This is a genomic window from Vibrio sp. 1727 (genome assembly GCF_033344415.1).
Lineage (GTDB): Bacteria > Pseudomonadota > Gammaproteobacteria > Enterobacterales > Vibrionaceae > Vibrio > Vibrio alginolyticus.
Window position 1 is genome coordinate 1 of the sequence record NZ_JAWPOT010000032.1, and the last position, 15,266, is coordinate 15,266.

At 43.9% G+C, this 15,266-nt stretch carries 17 protein-coding genes; 1 reads left to right on the forward strand and 16 read right to left on the reverse strand.

All coding sequences use genetic code 11. The features are described 5' to 3' along the window. Positions 1-138: 138 nt before the first annotated feature. The 15 genes from R8O10_RS21690 to yceD all read right to left on the reverse strand — a co-directional run bounded on the left by R8O10_RS21690 (position 139) and on the right by yceD (position 13,288). Entirely contained in the window at positions 139-540 is a 402-nt protein-coding gene (locus R8O10_RS21690) for a hypothetical protein (protein ID WP_005372960.1), read from the reverse strand. 213 nt (positions 541-753) lie between these two features. Next, a complete protein-coding gene (gene ptsG, locus R8O10_RS21695) occupies positions 754-2,184 on the reverse strand; it encodes a PTS glucose transporter subunit IIBC (protein WP_005372959.1) in 1,431 nt (476 codons plus the stop codon). 447 nt (positions 2,185-2,631) lie between these two features. After that, entirely contained in the window at positions 2,632-3,396 is a 765-nt protein-coding gene (locus tag R8O10_RS21700; protein WP_318191725.1) for a YchF/TatD family DNA exonuclease, read from the reverse strand. Further along, the gene (locus R8O10_RS21705) at positions 3,387-4,349 is read right to left on the reverse strand and encodes a DNA polymerase III subunit delta' (protein WP_054729226.1); all 963 of its coding nucleotides are present in this window, start codon (positions 4,347-4,349) and stop codon (positions 3,387-3,389) included. The genes R8O10_RS21700 and R8O10_RS21705 overlap by 10 nt, the downstream gene beginning before the upstream one ends. A gap of 24 nt (positions 4,350-4,373) precedes the next feature. Beyond that, positions 4,374-5,006 carry a dTMP kinase gene (gene tmk / locus R8O10_RS21710; RefSeq protein ID WP_005387350.1) on the reverse strand — a complete coding sequence of 211 codons (633 nt, stop codon included), beginning with the start codon at positions 5,004-5,006 and terminating at the stop codon, positions 4,374-4,376. Then, entirely contained in the window at positions 5,003-6,019 is a 1,017-nt protein-coding gene (gene mltG, locus R8O10_RS21715; RefSeq protein WP_005372950.1) for an endolytic transglycosylase MltG, read from the reverse strand. The genes tmk and mltG overlap by 4 nt, the downstream gene beginning before the upstream one ends. Further along, positions 6,016-6,831, reverse strand: coding sequence for an aminodeoxychorismate lyase (gene pabC, locus R8O10_RS21720; protein WP_042523095.1), 816 nt, complete (start codon positions 6,829-6,831; stop codon positions 6,016-6,018). The genes mltG and pabC overlap by 4 nt, the downstream gene beginning before the upstream one ends. 107 nt (positions 6,832-6,938) lie before the next feature. Continuing rightward, positions 6,939-8,189 carry a beta-ketoacyl-ACP synthase II gene (gene fabF, locus R8O10_RS21725; protein ID WP_005372948.1) on the reverse strand — a complete coding sequence of 417 codons (1,251 nt, stop codon included), beginning with the start codon at positions 8,187-8,189 and terminating at the stop codon, positions 6,939-6,941. Between the two features lie 93 nt (positions 8,190-8,282). Further along, positions 8,283-8,516, reverse strand: a complete 234-nt coding sequence (gene acpP, locus R8O10_RS21730) for an acyl carrier protein (RefSeq protein ID WP_004406112.1) — start codon at positions 8,514-8,516, stop codon at positions 8,283-8,285. A 246-nt stretch (positions 8,517-8,762) separates the two neighbouring features. Then, a complete protein-coding gene (gene fabG, locus R8O10_RS21735; protein WP_031781117.1) occupies positions 8,763-9,497 on the reverse strand; it encodes a 3-oxoacyl-ACP reductase FabG in 735 nt (244 codons plus the stop codon). A gap of 45 nt (positions 9,498-9,542) precedes the next feature. Next, the gene (gene fabD / locus R8O10_RS21740; protein ID WP_005387313.1) at positions 9,543-10,466 is read right to left on the reverse strand and encodes an ACP S-malonyltransferase; all 924 of its coding nucleotides are present in this window, start codon (positions 10,464-10,466) and stop codon (positions 9,543-9,545) included. Between the two features lie 75 nt (positions 10,467-10,541). After that, the gene (locus R8O10_RS21745) at positions 10,542-11,492 is read right to left on the reverse strand and encodes a beta-ketoacyl-ACP synthase III (protein ID WP_017821385.1); all 951 of its coding nucleotides are present in this window, start codon (positions 11,490-11,492) and stop codon (positions 10,542-10,544) included. 5 nt (positions 11,493-11,497) lie between these two features. Then, entirely contained in the window at positions 11,498-12,523 is a 1,026-nt protein-coding gene (plsX, locus tag R8O10_RS21750) for a phosphate acyltransferase PlsX (protein ID WP_017633846.1), read from the reverse strand. A gap of 10 nt (positions 12,524-12,533) precedes the next feature. Then, the gene (gene rpmF / locus R8O10_RS21755; RefSeq protein WP_005396978.1) at positions 12,534-12,704 is read right to left on the reverse strand and encodes a 50S ribosomal protein L32; all 171 of its coding nucleotides are present in this window, start codon (positions 12,702-12,704) and stop codon (positions 12,534-12,536) included. A 59-nt stretch (positions 12,705-12,763) separates the two neighbouring features. Continuing rightward, on the reverse strand, positions 12,764-13,288 hold the full coding sequence (yceD, locus tag R8O10_RS21760; RefSeq protein WP_005387307.1) for a 23S rRNA accumulation protein YceD: 525 nt from the start codon (positions 13,286-13,288) through the stop codon (positions 12,764-12,766). A gap of 149 nt (positions 13,289-13,437) precedes the next feature. Here yceD and R8O10_RS21765 point away from each other — a divergent pair, with 149 nt between their 5' ends. Then, a complete protein-coding gene (locus R8O10_RS21765; RefSeq protein ID WP_318191726.1) occupies positions 13,438-14,019 on the forward strand; it encodes a nucleoside triphosphate pyrophosphatase in 582 nt (193 codons plus the stop codon). A gap of 58 nt (positions 14,020-14,077) precedes the next feature. Here the strand turns inward: R8O10_RS21765 and rluC are convergent, their stop codons facing one another. Beyond that, positions 14,078-15,022, reverse strand: coding sequence for a 23S rRNA pseudouridine(955/2504/2580) synthase RluC (gene rluC, locus R8O10_RS21770; RefSeq protein WP_021033985.1), 945 nt, complete (start codon positions 15,020-15,022; stop codon positions 14,078-14,080). Positions 15,023-15,266: the final 244 nt, after the last annotated feature.

Here is a 15,266-nt window from a genome sequence, read left to right on the forward strand (position 1 = left end):
AGTTCTTTTAGTTGTTGATTTCATAACACTCTCCAATTTTGGGGGTGGAAAGTGTCAACTTTATTTAGGACGGCACAGTTCCATATAAAAAAACGCCGGTAGTTACCGGCGTTTTTTTATACATACATTAGTTCAATTCTAGAAACTGTACTTGATGCCAACGGCGCCGCCAAGTTGCAAGTCAGCACCTTTGTAAAGATCTAGCTCTGGGTGTATTTGGCCATAAAGGTCCCAGCCGCGTGATAAATCCCAGTTCACACCAAGTGGTACTCTCACACCAAACTCGTCATCCCATTCATACCAGCCACCAACGCCGACATACCAAGTCACAGGCATGTTTTGATCGAATGTTCCACGCTTAGCGATGTAATCAAACGCCATACCATCGTTTCCGATAATGCCACGATATTTGTTATCTAACTCTACAACAACACTTAATTGTTGATCGACAGCCATACCAACTGATAGATCCGTTGGCTCGCTTGCCGCCATTGCCGTACTAGAAACTAGTCCCAAAACTAAAATGAATTTGTTCTTCATACACGTTATCAATTATTCAAAAAAACATTATTCGCTATTCAAACATAATGGCATATCAATATGTCAACGATGGGTAAGCTCGATGTATGAAAAAGCTGACAAAAGTAAAGATGAGTTTAGGATCACACTAAAAAAGGAACTGTCAGTTAATAAAATAGGAACTAAAAAAGGAGGCCGAAGCCTCCTTTTATGCATTACTATGAATGACTGCGATTAACCGTGGTTACGAATCCACTCATCCATTTCAGTTTTTAGGTTATCAGACTTAGTACCGAAGATAGCCTGTACACCACCAGCTACAACTACAACACCAGCAGCGCCTAGTTGTTTTAGCTTGTCTTGGTCAACAGCTGCTGTATCTGCAACTGCTACACGTAGACGTGTGATACATGCATCTAGACCAGTAATGTTAGCTTTACCGCCAAACGCTGCAACCAGTTCACCGCCCATATCAGAGCCAGAAGTTACAGCTGCACTTTCCGTTTCATCTTCACGGCCAGGTGTTTTTAGATCAAGCGCTGTGATTACACCACGGAACACTACGTAGTAAATTACTGCGTAAACTAGACCAACGGCAATCATTAGCACCATCTTCTGAGCGTTACCAGATAGAACTAGGAAGTCGATCAGACCGTGAGAGAAAGAAGTACCGTGTACAAAGCCTAGAGTGTTCGAAACGATGTATGCAGAACCAGCTAGTAGAGCGTGGATACCGTATAGTAGTGGAGCAACGAATAGGAATGAGAATTCGATTGGCTCAGTAATACCAGTTAGGAATGAAGTCAGTGCAGCTGACGCCATGATACCCATTACTTTTGCACGGTTTTCTGGTTTAGCACAATGAGCAATTGCGATTGCTGCAGCTGGTAGACCGAACATCTTGAACATGTAACCACCCGCTAGCTGACCGAAGCCATTACCAGCAGCACGAGATGCTTCATCAGCAACTAGGTAACAAGTTAGTACACCATTTTGAGCTTCACCGGCAGCGTTAACACAGGAACCTGCTTCGAAGAAGAACGGTACGTTCCATACGTGGTGTAGACCGAATGGGATTAGAGAACGCTCAACAACACCGTAGATACCGAATGCTAGCTGTGGGTTTTGGTGTGCAGCCCAATCAGAGAATGCAGAAATTGCACCGCCAATTGGTGGCCAGATAACAGAAAGGATAACACCTAGGATGATCGCAGCAAAACCAGTGATGATTGGCACTGCGCGCTTACCAGCGAAGAAGCCAAGGTACTCTGGAAGTTGGATTTTGAAGAAACGGTTGAATGCCCAAGCAGCCACACCACCGACAAGGATACCACCTAGTACACCTGTATCGATTTTCTCAACACCCATAACGCCCGCCATTACACCTAGCGTTGCCGTCATGATGCCGTAACCAACGATAGCTGCAAGACCTGCAACACCGTCGTTGTTAGTGAAGCCTAGAGCTACACCTACTGCAAATAGAAGTGCCATTTGGCCGAATACTGAACCACCAGCTTGTTCCATAAGATTAGAAACGATCTCTGGAATAAAGCTTAGATGGGCAGCACCCACACCTAATAAAATACCTGCAACTGGTAAAACTGATACTGGAAGCATCAGAGCCTTACCAACTTTTTGCAGGTTAGCAAAAAGGTTCTTAAACATGTTTATGCTCCTGATAAATTTATAAGTATTATTTGGGCACTAACGGCACACCCCCGTAGCCTAAAGGTTAGCACCCAATGAAAATGTAACCACAACTGCATTATATTTTCCGGCTCTAAATATATATTGATGACCCTCAAACTTTCCACACAGTTACGAAATTTAGTTTCAAAACAAGTCTTGGATCACACCCAAAAACAGCCGATGAAAAGGTTTGCATTGCACTTATATTACTGTTTTATAAAGAATTAATTATTTATATAATTAATTTTAAGGCGTAAATAAAATACGCCTCAATGTTATTTTTAGTAACAAAATTACATTTGTGATTTTTGAATGTTATTAAATCAACATTTTTAGTAAACATTAAACTCGTGAGCGTATCTGTTGTTTTTATCAACAAAAAAGGAGCCTAAGCTCCTTTTTTATGCTCTTATTATTTTTTCATCACAAAAAAAGATTTCGGAAGTTTTCGGTGGTTTTTTGTGCCACTTCAGAAAGAGAGCACGATTTGAGTTGCGCAATATAAGAAGCGACTTCGACAACGTAAGCGGGTTGATTCTCTTTGCCACGATGAGGGACAGGAGCCAAGTAAGGAGAATCTGTCTCAATAAGAAACTTCTCTAAAGGTAGAGTCTTCACCACTTCTTTTAACTCTGTAGCTTGACGGAAAGTAACAATCCCCGAGATAGAAATATAAAACCCCAGGTCCAGTGCAGCTTCAGCAAATGGAAGATCTTCTGTAAAACAGTGGATAACACCACCACATTTCTCTGCCCCACCCTTACGCAAAATATCTAGAGTATCCGCACGTGCGTTTCTGGTATGGATAATTAAAGGTTTGTTGAGCTCCACTGCAAGATCAACGTGTTGCTCAAAGCGCTCTTTCTGTAACGCGGCCGTTTCGGGCTTGTAATGATAATCTAAACCCGTTTCGCCAATAGCGACGACTTTTGCATTCGACGCATGGTGGCGCAATACGTCCATCGAAAAGTCGCTTTCAACATCAAGTGGGTGCACACCGCACGAAGCATAAACATTGTCATAAGGCTCGATCATTTCCATCATTTTCGGGAAAGAATCCAGCGTTACTCCAACAGAAAGTAGCTCAGTTACGTTTGCTTGTTTAGCTTTGTTAATAACGTCTTCCACATTGATGTGGAGATCGTCGTAATTCAATTTGTCTAAATGACAATGAGAATCTACGAACATAATGCCTCTCGTGATTCAATTAACCAATTCATTGATAGTAGTTCAAGGTTCAGGCCAGGAAAGGCTTGCACCTGAGCTTTCAGGTTCATCAGCGCCTTCGCTGATGAGTACAAACCGTTATAGTTGTCCGGTTGAAACTTTGTCGCGCCCGGAAGCATTTGAGCTTCTGATACACCAAACTGCGCTTTCTGAGCATCTGTCAGTAAATACCATGCCCAGTCTAATGATTGCTCTGAGTGTTTAGCGATTAAAGAAGCACACTCAGAAACGTCTGAAACAGGCGAAGACATTGCCTTAATAAAACTGCGTTCAAAAGCCAAGTAAGCTTCGAGCTCACCATTATTTAACGCATCCAATGTTTTTATTGGAGAGCCCATATTCAGTTTTAAGGCATAAGCAGGAACTTGCTTCGCCCCTTGTTCGTGCATCCATTGCATCGCTTGTTCCGCTGACGGAGGCGCAACAACCCAGTGTTGGCAACGGCTACGAATCGTTGGGAGCAGACGCTCCTGATTGTGGGTAACGAGCAAAAACAAGCACTTTGCCCCAGGCTCTTCTAGCGTCTTTAACAGCGCATTCGATGCCGACTCGTTCATAGAGTCCGCCGGTTCTATTACAAATAGGCGGTAACCATTAAGCTGAGATGATTCCTGAGCAAGACGGTTACAAGCGCGAATTTGGTCCACCGTTATCGCCTTTCCTTCTTTCTCTGGCTTGATCCAGTGTAAATCAGGGTGGTTTTGAGATTGATTTAGCTGGCAGCTATGACAAAAACCGCATGCTTCACTCGCGTAATTTTGGCAAAGAAGTGCTTGGCTAAAAAACTCGATAAGTTTTTCGATGCCCAAGCCCTGCTCGCTTTGTAATAAAAGCGCACCTGGTATTCTGTCCGACTCTAACCCTACTTTGAGGTTATCCCATATTGGCTGTAGCCATGGATAATCATTTAACATGAGTCACCTAAATTTACGTTTCACTTATTGACGAGCTAGCCACTCGTTTAGAGCGTCCCGAATATCACGCGACACGCCTTCAATCGTCTGTTCTGCGTTAATGATAACGATGGAAGGATCGGCATGAGCAATCTCCAAATAACGCTCACGTGTACGCTCGAAGAAACTAATATCCATCTTCTCTATACGATCTAACTCACCACGACCACGTGCACGCTCAAGCCCAACACGAGGGTCAATATCCATATAGAGAGTGAGAGCAGGTTTAAAATCACCAAGCGTTGTATCTCGGAGATTTTTCATTAACGATGCGTCAATCTGACGGCCACCACCTTGATAAGCTTGCGACGACATATCGTGTCGGTCACCAACCACCCACTGACCGTTTTCCAAAGCTGGTTTGATCACGTTCTCAACCAACTGAACACGTGCAGCGTACAGAAGAAGCAACTCCGTCATGTCCTTAAGTTCTTCGCCTTCGTGCTCTTCTTTCACCAGAGCGCGCATTTTTTCTGCTAGCGGTGTTCCTCCTGGCTCACGGGTATTTACGATATCCTCAATACCGGCCGCTTTTAGCGTATCTAAAACGGTTTTAATCGCAGTGCTTTTACCCGCGCCTTCTAGGCCTTCAACGACAATAAAGTTTGCTTTCATCATTTGTTCTTTCTTAGTTCTCTTAAATAGGCACGAACAGCACGGTTGTGCTCAGCAAGGGATTTCGAAAATACATGTCCGCCCTTTCCACTTGCTACAAAATATAAATAGTTGCTGCTTTCTGGATTCAAAGCCGCTTCAATGGAAGCTTCACCAGCCATCGCAATCGGTGTTGGTGGCAAACCATTGATGGTATAAGTGTTATATGGTGTCGGCGTACGCAAATCTTTCTTACGAATATTGCCATCGTATGCATCACCCATACCATAAATAACTGTCGGATCAGTTTGTAACCGCATGCGTTTGTTCAATCGGTTGATAAACACAGAAGCGACGCGCTCACGCTCAGAATCAATAGCCGTCTCTTTCTCGATGATAGACGCGAGAATCAAGGCTTCGTATTTGTCCTGTAATGGCAGCTTTTCTTGACGAGCTTCCCAGCTAGCGTCCAGTATTTTATTGAGTTTTCGATGCGCTCGTTTTAATAACTGGCTTTCACTCGCACCCGCTGTGTAATGGTAGGTTTCTGCTAAAAACAACCCTTCTAGCTTTTCTCTCTCAATTCCGAGCTTCGCAGCCATTTCTTTTTCTGAAAGATCGGTTAAATCATGCTTTAAATAAGGAGCACTTTTTAGTTGATCTACCCATTCAGAAAAGCGGCTGCCTTCAACAAAAGTGATCGCAAACTGGTATTCTTTTCCAGTATTCAGATGCTCCAATGTTTGCGAAAGCGACATACCAGGCTCAAGTTGGTAAGTACCCGCTCGCACTTGCAACAATTCTGGATATAAGTGAGGAATTAAACGGATGTACTCCGATGTTTCAATCACCTCATCTTCAACTAAGGCGCGCATGACATGATGAAAGCTTGTACCACTTTCTACAGTAAACAGCTGAGGTTGTTCCAATAGAATAGGCTTTTCAACGTATTGTTTAGCCTGTGAAATTATATAAAAAACAGCTGCTGCGCCTATCACTGCGATCAGCACAACAAAAGCCAACAGTTTTTTAATCACGTAGTTAAATTCCCTTGCAGTCGTTGAGTCAATTTTCCTATCGGAAATATAGTCTTAGAGTTCGATGTCACTATGCTGCGAATAGGTGCGACACCTAATATTGAGTTACACATGAAAGCCTCGTCAGCACTCAGCAAATCTGGAAGTATAAAACGCCCCTCGATGACTTCAATATGACTTACTTTAAGTAACTCAAGCACCTTACGACGCATTACGCCCGTAACACCTGATAAGGTTAGCTCCGGCGTAAATACTTTATTACCTTTAACCCAAAAAAGGTTGGCCATTGTAGTTTCAATGACATGGTTTTGCACATTTAACGTTATTGCATCTGCAAACTCTGTATTGTCGATTTCAGCCTTGGCGAGAATCTGCTCTAAACGGTTGTTGTGCTTATGTCCCGCAAGTAAAGGTTGAATCCCTAGACGAGTATTACAAACGCCCAAGTCCACACCTTGTTCTTGCCAAGATGAATAATGAGAAGGAAATGCAAAATTGGAAATCGTCACGATAGGGCCTTTAATCCCATTAGGGCTATACCCTCGCCCGCCAATACCGCGGCTAACGTGAATCTTCACCCCCGCTCGTGCGTCAGATAAAACCGCTTTGCTTGCCCAACCATGCACAACTTTCCAGTCAGGTGAAGAGATCTTCAAAGCGTCAAGGCAAGCACTCATGCGCTCAGTATGCTCCTGCCAGTAAACCAACTCTCCATTTTGGGTCAGGATGGTGGTAAAGCCTCCATCACCGTATTGGAATGAGCGATCACCTAGCTCTACATGCGTTTGCGGAACTCCATTTACCCAAAACATTCACGTACCTTCAAATTAGCAGACAACAAATAAAACAAAACGGCTCAATGCTAAGCATCGAGCCGTTAGAATACAAGTTTCGCTTATCTAAATAAGGTTAGATAGTGTTACTCAGCGAACTTCTTGAAGATCAAAGAACCGTTTGTACCACCAAAGCCAAACGAGTTACAGATAGCGTACTCCATACCTTCAACTTTGCGCGCTGTATGCGGCACAAGGTCGATGTCTAGACCTTCTTCTGGATCATCAAGGTTAATGGTTGGCGGAACAATTTGGTCAACCAAAGACATAACCGTGATAATTGCTTCAACAGAGCCTGCAGCACCTAATAGGTGACCCGTCATAGACTTAGTTGAAGACACAAGAACTTGCTTCGCACCTTCTTCACCAAGAGCACGTTTCACGCCCTTGATTTCTGCAACATCACCAGCAGGAGTAGAAGTACCGTGAGCATTCACATAACCTACTTGAGTACCTGTGATGTTAGCGTCACGCATCGCCGCTTCCATAGCAAGTGCACCACCAGAGCCGTCTTCGCTTGGAGATGTCATGTGGTAAGCATCACCAGACATACCAAAACCAACCAGTTCTGCGTAAATCTTCGCGCCACGTGCTTTTGCGTGTTCGTACTCTTCAAGCACCATCATGCCAGCACCATCACCTAGAACAAAACCATCACGGCCTTTATCCCATGGGCGAGACGCTTTTTGAGGCTCTTCATTACGAGTAGATAGTGCTTTAGCTGCACCGAAGCCAGCCATGCCAAGAGGCGTAGAAGCTTTTTCTGCACCACCAGCAACCATCGCATCTGCATCGCCGTAGGCAATCATACGTGCTGCATGGCCGATATTATGCAGGCCAGTAGTACATGCGGTAGAAATCGCGATATTTGGACCACGAAGACCACGCATGATAGATAGGTTACCTGCAACCATGTTTACAATTGTCGAAGGAACAAAAAATGGGCTAACTTTGCGAGGGCCTTTGTCTACTAATGCAGTATGGCCAGTTTCGATAAGGTCAAGACCGCCAATGCCTGAGCCGATAGCAACACCAACTCGAGCCGCATTTTCTTCGGTAATTTGTAAGCCAGAGTTATCAAGAGCTTGAATACCCGCTGCAATGCCGTACTGGATGAAAAGGTCCATCTTACGAGCATCTTTTTTAGACATGTACTCTGTGCAATCGAAATCTTTAACAAGACCTGCAAAACGAGTTGAGAAGTTCGTAGTATCAAAGTGCTCGATATTTACGATACCACTTTGACCTTCTAGCAGGGCTTTCCAAGATGATTCTACTGTGTTGCCTACCGGTGACAACATACCCATGCCAGTGACAACTACACGACGCTTGGACACGATATAATTCTCCGGGAATTGAATATTTCTATGAGAGGATAGAAGAAGTTAGAAAGAACACAGGCGGTCTAGGAGACCGCCTGGGAGAGCTAATTACTGAGCGCTGTTTACGTAGTCGATTGCAGCTTGAACAGTAGTGATCTTCTCAGCTTCTTCGTCAGGAATCTCAGTGTCGAATTCCTCTTCTAGAGCCATAACTAGTTCTACAGTGTCTAGAGAATCAGCACCTAGATCGTCAACGAAAGAAGCTTCGTTTTTAACTTCTGCTTCGTCTACACCTAGCTGTTCAACAATGATTTTCTTTACGCGTTCTTCGATGTTGCTCATTTTTCTTTTCCTTTACAGATTTCGCCTAATGCGATGATTCCGTAGTTTATTCGAACTATTGAAAGTTGCAAGGGGGTCCTTGCTGGTCAAACCACAAAATTAGCGAATTTAACCGAATTTCAATACATTTTTGACTTAAATCATGCACAAATCTTGCGCATAAGCATGACAAGTTCATGACAGTTAACTGCAACTATAGGCTATTTTTCACAATGTAAAATAGCTTATTTTGCATAAACTGTCGCATTAAACCATGTACATGCCACCATTTACATGCAAAGTTTCACCAGTAATGTACGCTGCTTCAGGAGAAGCAAGGAAAACTACTGCTGATGCAATTTCACGTGGGTCACCTAAACGACCTGCTGGCACGTTCGACAATGTTGCCGCACGTTGGTCATCATTTAGTGCCTTAGTCATGTCAGTTTCGATGAAACCAGGAGCAACAGTGTTCACTGTTACACCACGAGACGCAACTTCACGAGCCATTGATTTAGTAAAACCAATCACGCCCGCTTTCGCTGCTGCGTAGTTAGTTTGACCAGCATTACCCATGGTACCAACAACAGAGCCTACGTTGATGATACGACCCGCACGTTTTTTCATCATACCGCGTAAAACCGCTTTAGACATGCGGTAGATTGGCGTTAGGTTGGTATCGATGATGTCGTTCCACTCATCATCTTTCATGCGCATCAATAGGTTGTCACGAGTAATACCAGCGTTATTCACCAGAATATCGATCACACCAAATTCTTCGTTGATCGTTTTTAATGTCGCTTCGATAGACTCGACATCAGTCACGTTAAGCGCTAAGCCTTTACCGTTATCACCAAGATACTCGCTGATAGCAGCCGCACCACTTTCAGAAGTAGCAGTACCGATAACCGTAGCACCTCGCTCGACAAGAAGTTCCGCGATCGCGCGGCCAATACCACGGCTTGCGCCGGTAACTAGCGCGATCTTACCTTCTAGATTCATCATGTTGTGTTTCCTTTTCTTATCGCAAATTTATCGCTTGATGGATTACTTCGCAGCGTCTAGCGATGCGATATCATTCACTGCGGCTGCAGTTAGCGTTTTCACGATACGTTTTGTTAGACCTGTTAAAACTTTACCAGGACCAAGCTCAAGAAGATTTTCTACGCCTTGTTCGTGCATCAGTTCAACTGTCTCAGTCCAACGAACTGGGCTATGTAGCTGACGAACAAGCGCATCTTTGATTTTTGCAGGATCTGTCTCAGCAACCACATCAACGTTGTTGATAACTGGCAGCTGTGGTGAGTTAAATTCGATAGACTCGAGAGCTACAGCAAGTTTTTCCGCTGCTGGCTTCATAAGTGCACAGTGTGAAGGTACTGAAACAGGAAGAGGAAGCGCACGCTTCGCACCAGCTTCTTTACATAGCGCACCAGCTCGCTCTACTGCGTCTTTGCTACCAGCGATAACGACTTGACCAGGCGAGTTAAAGTTTACTGGAGAGACCACTTCGCCTTGCGCTGCGTCTTCACACGCTTTTGCAATCGCATCATCAGCCAAACCGATAATCGCGTACATTGCGCCAGTACCAGCTGGTACTGCTTCTTGCATAAGTTGACCACGTAATTCAACCAGCTTGATGGCTTCTTTAAAGTCAATAACACCCGCACATACAAGTGCTGAGTACTCACCTAGGCTGTGACCGGCTAGGTTTGCTGGTTGCTCTAAGCCAAGTTCCTGCCATACACGCCAGATTGCAACAGATGAAGCTAGCAAAGCTGGTTGAGTACGGAAAGTCTCGTTTAAATCTTCTGCAGGTCCATTTTGAACAAGCGCCCATAGATCGTAACCTAGTGCGTCAGATGCTTCTGCAAATGTTTGTTTTACTACGTCATATTGTTCGCCTAGTTCTGCAAGCATACCTACAGCTTGAGAACCTTGACCTGGAAATACGATAGCAAACTTGCTCATGTTGTTTTCCTTTAAGCAAAGTAAAAAGAAATAAGATGCACCAAGTGCACCTTAAATTTTGAATTCTTGTGAAACTTAGAACTTAACAAGGGCCGAGCCCCAAGTGAATCCGCCGCCAAACGCTTCAAGAAGCAGAGTTTGACCGCGTTTAATACGACCATCACGTACCGCTTCATCTAGTGCTGTTGGCACCGTCGCAGCTGATGTGTTGCCGTGTTTATCAAGTGTAATCACGACTTGGTCTAGTGACATCGAAAGTTTCTTCGCTGTCGCTGAAATAATGCGGTAGTTCGCTTGGTGCGGCACTAGCCAGTCTAGTTCAGACTTATGCATGTTGTTGGCTTCAAGCGTATCTTTTACTAGTTTCGATAGCTGAGTGACAGCGACTTTGAATACTTCGTTCCCAGCCATATGAAGCCATTTATCCGCATCTTGCCCCCGCACAGGTACAGGTAGGCTTAGAAGCTCTCCGAATTGACCATCCGAGTATATGTGGGTAGAGATAATGCCAGGCTCTTGGCTAGCGCCTACGACAACGGCTCCGGCACCATCACCAAATAGGATAATGGTTGAACGGTCTGTCGGATCACACGTTTTAGACAAAGCATCTGAACCAATCACAAGTACGTTTTTGCACATACCAGATTTGATATGTTGGTCTGCAACAGATAATGCGTACACAAAACCAGAACAAGCAGCGGCTAAGTCAAAAGCTGGACAACCTTTAATGCCAAGCTTTGCCTGCACCTGACACGCAGATGAAGGGAAAGTATGGCTACTGCTCGTTGTGGCTACGATAATCAGGTCGATATCGTTTTTATCAATACCCGCCATATCGATAGCGTTTTCAGCTGCGTAGAATGCCATGTCTGCTACAGTCTCGTTTTCTGCAGCAATTCGACGCTCTTTAATACCCGTGCGAGCAACGATCCACTCATCACTTGTATCTACCATTTTCTCTAGATCTGCGTTTGTACGCACCTGAGATGGCAGGTAGCTGCCAGTACCTAAAATTTTGCTATACATGAAGACTAATAATGCCTCTCGAGTAAAACCGCTTCCAAACGATCGCTAATACGGCTTGGTACTTGTCGTTTGACCTCGTGTACTGCCTCGCCAAGTGCATTGACAATCGCAGATACATCCGCACTTCCATGGCTTTTTATGACAATGCCGCGCAATCCTAGCAAACTTGCGCCGTTATACTGGTCGGGGTTCAGTGTTTTTAGTTCATTAAACAGCCTAGAAAACAACTTTCTAGCTATCCAACCCTTTATCGTTGATGCCATTATGCTGGTTTTAATTTTTTCGATAAAAAGTTGAGCTGTTCCCTCACTGGCTTTCAAGCATACGTTGCCGACAAATCCATCACAAACAATGACGTCAGCAACATCATGCAAAATTTGATTACCTTCAATATAACCGACAAAGTTAATCGCATCGGTCTGAGAAAGCATTTCTGCGCAACGTTTGACTAAATCGTTACCTTTAATCTCTTCTGCGCCAATATTGAGCACAGCAACGCGAGGAGGACGACCCAAGTGTTCTTCAGCTAATGCACTGCCCATTACAGCAAATTGGAACAAGCTATCAGCATCGCACGATACATTCGCCCCCAGATCTAGCATCCAAGTGCGCTTTCCGGTAATCGTCGGTAAAGCGGAAACTAAAGCAGGACGTTCAATGCCAGGAAGTAACTTAAGAATGAAACGCGATAGTGCCATTAATGCACCGGTGTTGCCACCACTAACACAAGCATCCGCTTTCTGCTCAGAAACCAAATCGATAGCCATACGCATAGAACTATTTTGGCTATTACGTAACGCCAATGAAGGTTTTTCTGAGTTCGAGATAACTTTCTCGCTGTGAAGAATAGTCAAGCGGGAACTGGTCGAGGTACCGAGTTGAGATAATTGAGACGTGATCAGAGATTGATCACCAATAAGAATCACTTTTAGCTCTGGGAAATGAGACAGTGCCTGCACGGCGGCAGGCACTGTTACGCGTGGACCGAAATCCCCGCCCATTGCATCAAGTGCAACGGTAATACTTTGCAAAGGTTCAACCTTACTTGTTGATAACCTTTTGACCACGGTAGTAACCTTCAGCAGTTACGTTGTGGCGTAGGTGAGTTTCACCAGAAGTCGCGTCTACAGATAGAGCAGCTGTAGTTAGCGCATCGTGTGAACGACGCATACCGCGCTTAGAACGAGTTTTACGGTTTTTCTGTACGGCCATTGACCCTACTCCTATACTATTGGGTTAAAAACCTGAAGAAGAATCGGCTACCACACCTATTACTTTTTCAGACTTTTCAAAACGTCGAATGGATTCGGTTTTTCTTCCTCAATTTCTTCAGGAATCTCACCAAAAACCATGTTATTTGAATCAACGCTACAATCCGCTTCATCGTGCATCGCAATTTGAGGTAATGCTAAGATGAACTCGTCTTCAACAAGTTGTATGAGGTCTAATTCACCATATTCATTTAGATCTACCAAATCATAAATTTCTGGTGCTTCCTGTTCTGTTTTCTCACCGTAGTAAGGAGTAGAAAGGAATTCAACTTCGCACTCATGTGCGAATACCTCATTACAACGCTGACACTCTAAATCGACTTCGATGTTAGCTTTACCAGAGATAACAACGAGTCGCTGTTCATCCATCCCAAATGACAATGAGACTTCTGCGTCGCGTTTTACGCCTTCAGTTGTTTCCACTAAGCGCTTGAAAAGACTAGCTTGGATGATGCCATCGTAATCCAATCGTTTCTGTGCAGCTTTAGCTGGGTCAACCGTTCGCGGTATTTTTACCTTTTGCATAGGGCGCGAATATTATCTTCCAAATCAAAATTAGTCAAAGAAAAAGGCAAAAAAGTTGTACTTTTTTACGCTTAACATACAGAGCATTAGCCAGAATCATTTTTGATCTATTATCCTATTGGAAATGCTCCCACGAATTGTAATTCAAAATGAAAAATTACCAACTGGTTTTAGCCTCAACCTCCCCTTTTCGTAAACAACTGCTTGAAAAGCTCTCACTACCATTCGTTTGTTTATCACCTGATTGCGATGAAACACCTTTTGACCAAGAAACGCCAACTGAACTTGTGCAGAGACTGGCCCAAGAGAAAGCAATATCTTGCCAGACGGATAAAGCAAGTTTAGTTATCGGCAGTGACCAAGTTTGTGTCATTAATGGTGAAATCGTTGGCAAGCCTTTAAATAGAGATAACGCGATAAATCAACTTTTGGCTCAAAGTGGAAAAGTCATCACTTTCTATACTGGTCTTGCGGTACATAACACCGTGACAAACCATACAGAAGTCGGCTTTGATTCTTTCGAGGTGCACTTTAGAGATTTAACGCTTGAACAAATCGAACGCTACGTCGACAGGGAAGAACCTTTTTACTGCGCAGGCAGCTTTAAAAGCGAAGGCATCGGAATTTGTTTGTTTACGAAATTAGTTGGTAAAGACCCGAACACACTTGTCGGACTACCATTGATTGATTTGATTGATATGTTGCATGTTCAAGGACTCGATGTCCTTTAACCCAAATACGATAAAAGGGAGCCACAGGCTCCCTTTTGCATCCGCGAGGAAAACATGGTTACGCGTTTCTTAAACCCGCCAACACTTTTTCTAGTTTCGGTTCCATCGGTGCGTTGATTTCCATCCACTCATCATTTGATGGGTGTTGGAACTTGATGTTTGCCGCGTGTAGGAACAAACGATCTAAACCAACTTGACCTGTGTAAGCGTCAAAGCGACGATCACCGTAGCGATCATCCCAAGCGATTGGGTGACCAGTGTATTGCGTATGAACTCGTATTTGGTGAGTTCGACCAGTAATCGGACTCGCCTGAATCAATGTAGCTTGTTCGAACTTTTCCAAAATCTTAAAACGCGTTTCTGACGGCTTACCATTAGGGTTAACACGAACAATACTGTTCACTTCGTTTTTGAGCAGTGGCGCGTTCACAACCTTACAACTGCTTTTCCATTGCCCCATGACAAGAGCTAAGTAAAACTTCTTTACTGTCTTTTCACGAAACTGGGCTTGCAAGTGACGAAGTGCAGAACGCTTCTTAGCAACCAGCAAAATCCCTGAAGTATCACGGTCAATACGATGCACAAGTTCAAGAAAGCGAGCTTGAGGACGCAGAGCCCTAAGCGCTTCAATCGCACCAAACTTTAAACCACTGCCACCATGCACAGCGGTGCCAGATGGTTTGTTTAGAATCAACATATGGTCATCTTCGAAGATAATCATATTTTCCAACTCAGCGACTTTGTTAAGTTTCGTACTTGGTGCGACATCGTCATCTTTTTTCTCGACGGTCACCGGTGGAATACGAACGAGATCGCCTGCTTTTAACTTGTACTCTGCTTTTATACGCTTTTTATTTACGCGCACTTCGCCCTTACGCACAATTCGGTAAATCATGCTTTTAGGAATGTCTTTTAATTGGTTGCGCAAAAAATTATCAATGCGCTGACCCGCCATATCTTCGTCGATGTCGACGAACTGGACTTTTGTTCTTATTTCGTTCATGGGCGGTATTGTAAACTCAATTTCGTGCGACTTCACATTATTCTTGTCGTAAAAGAAACACTCTGTGGCACATACTGGTCTAAATTTCGCCAAGCTTTTGTTTAAATTATTAAAACTCTCAATCAAGTTCTCAATTTGTTTTCTGTCCTGAACAGTTTGCACATCTCAATTGCTTATGAAACAGCCAGTTATAAATTAGAAATTTTGAGTTTAGCGGCAAATTTTCTATCGTTTGCGTGAAAGC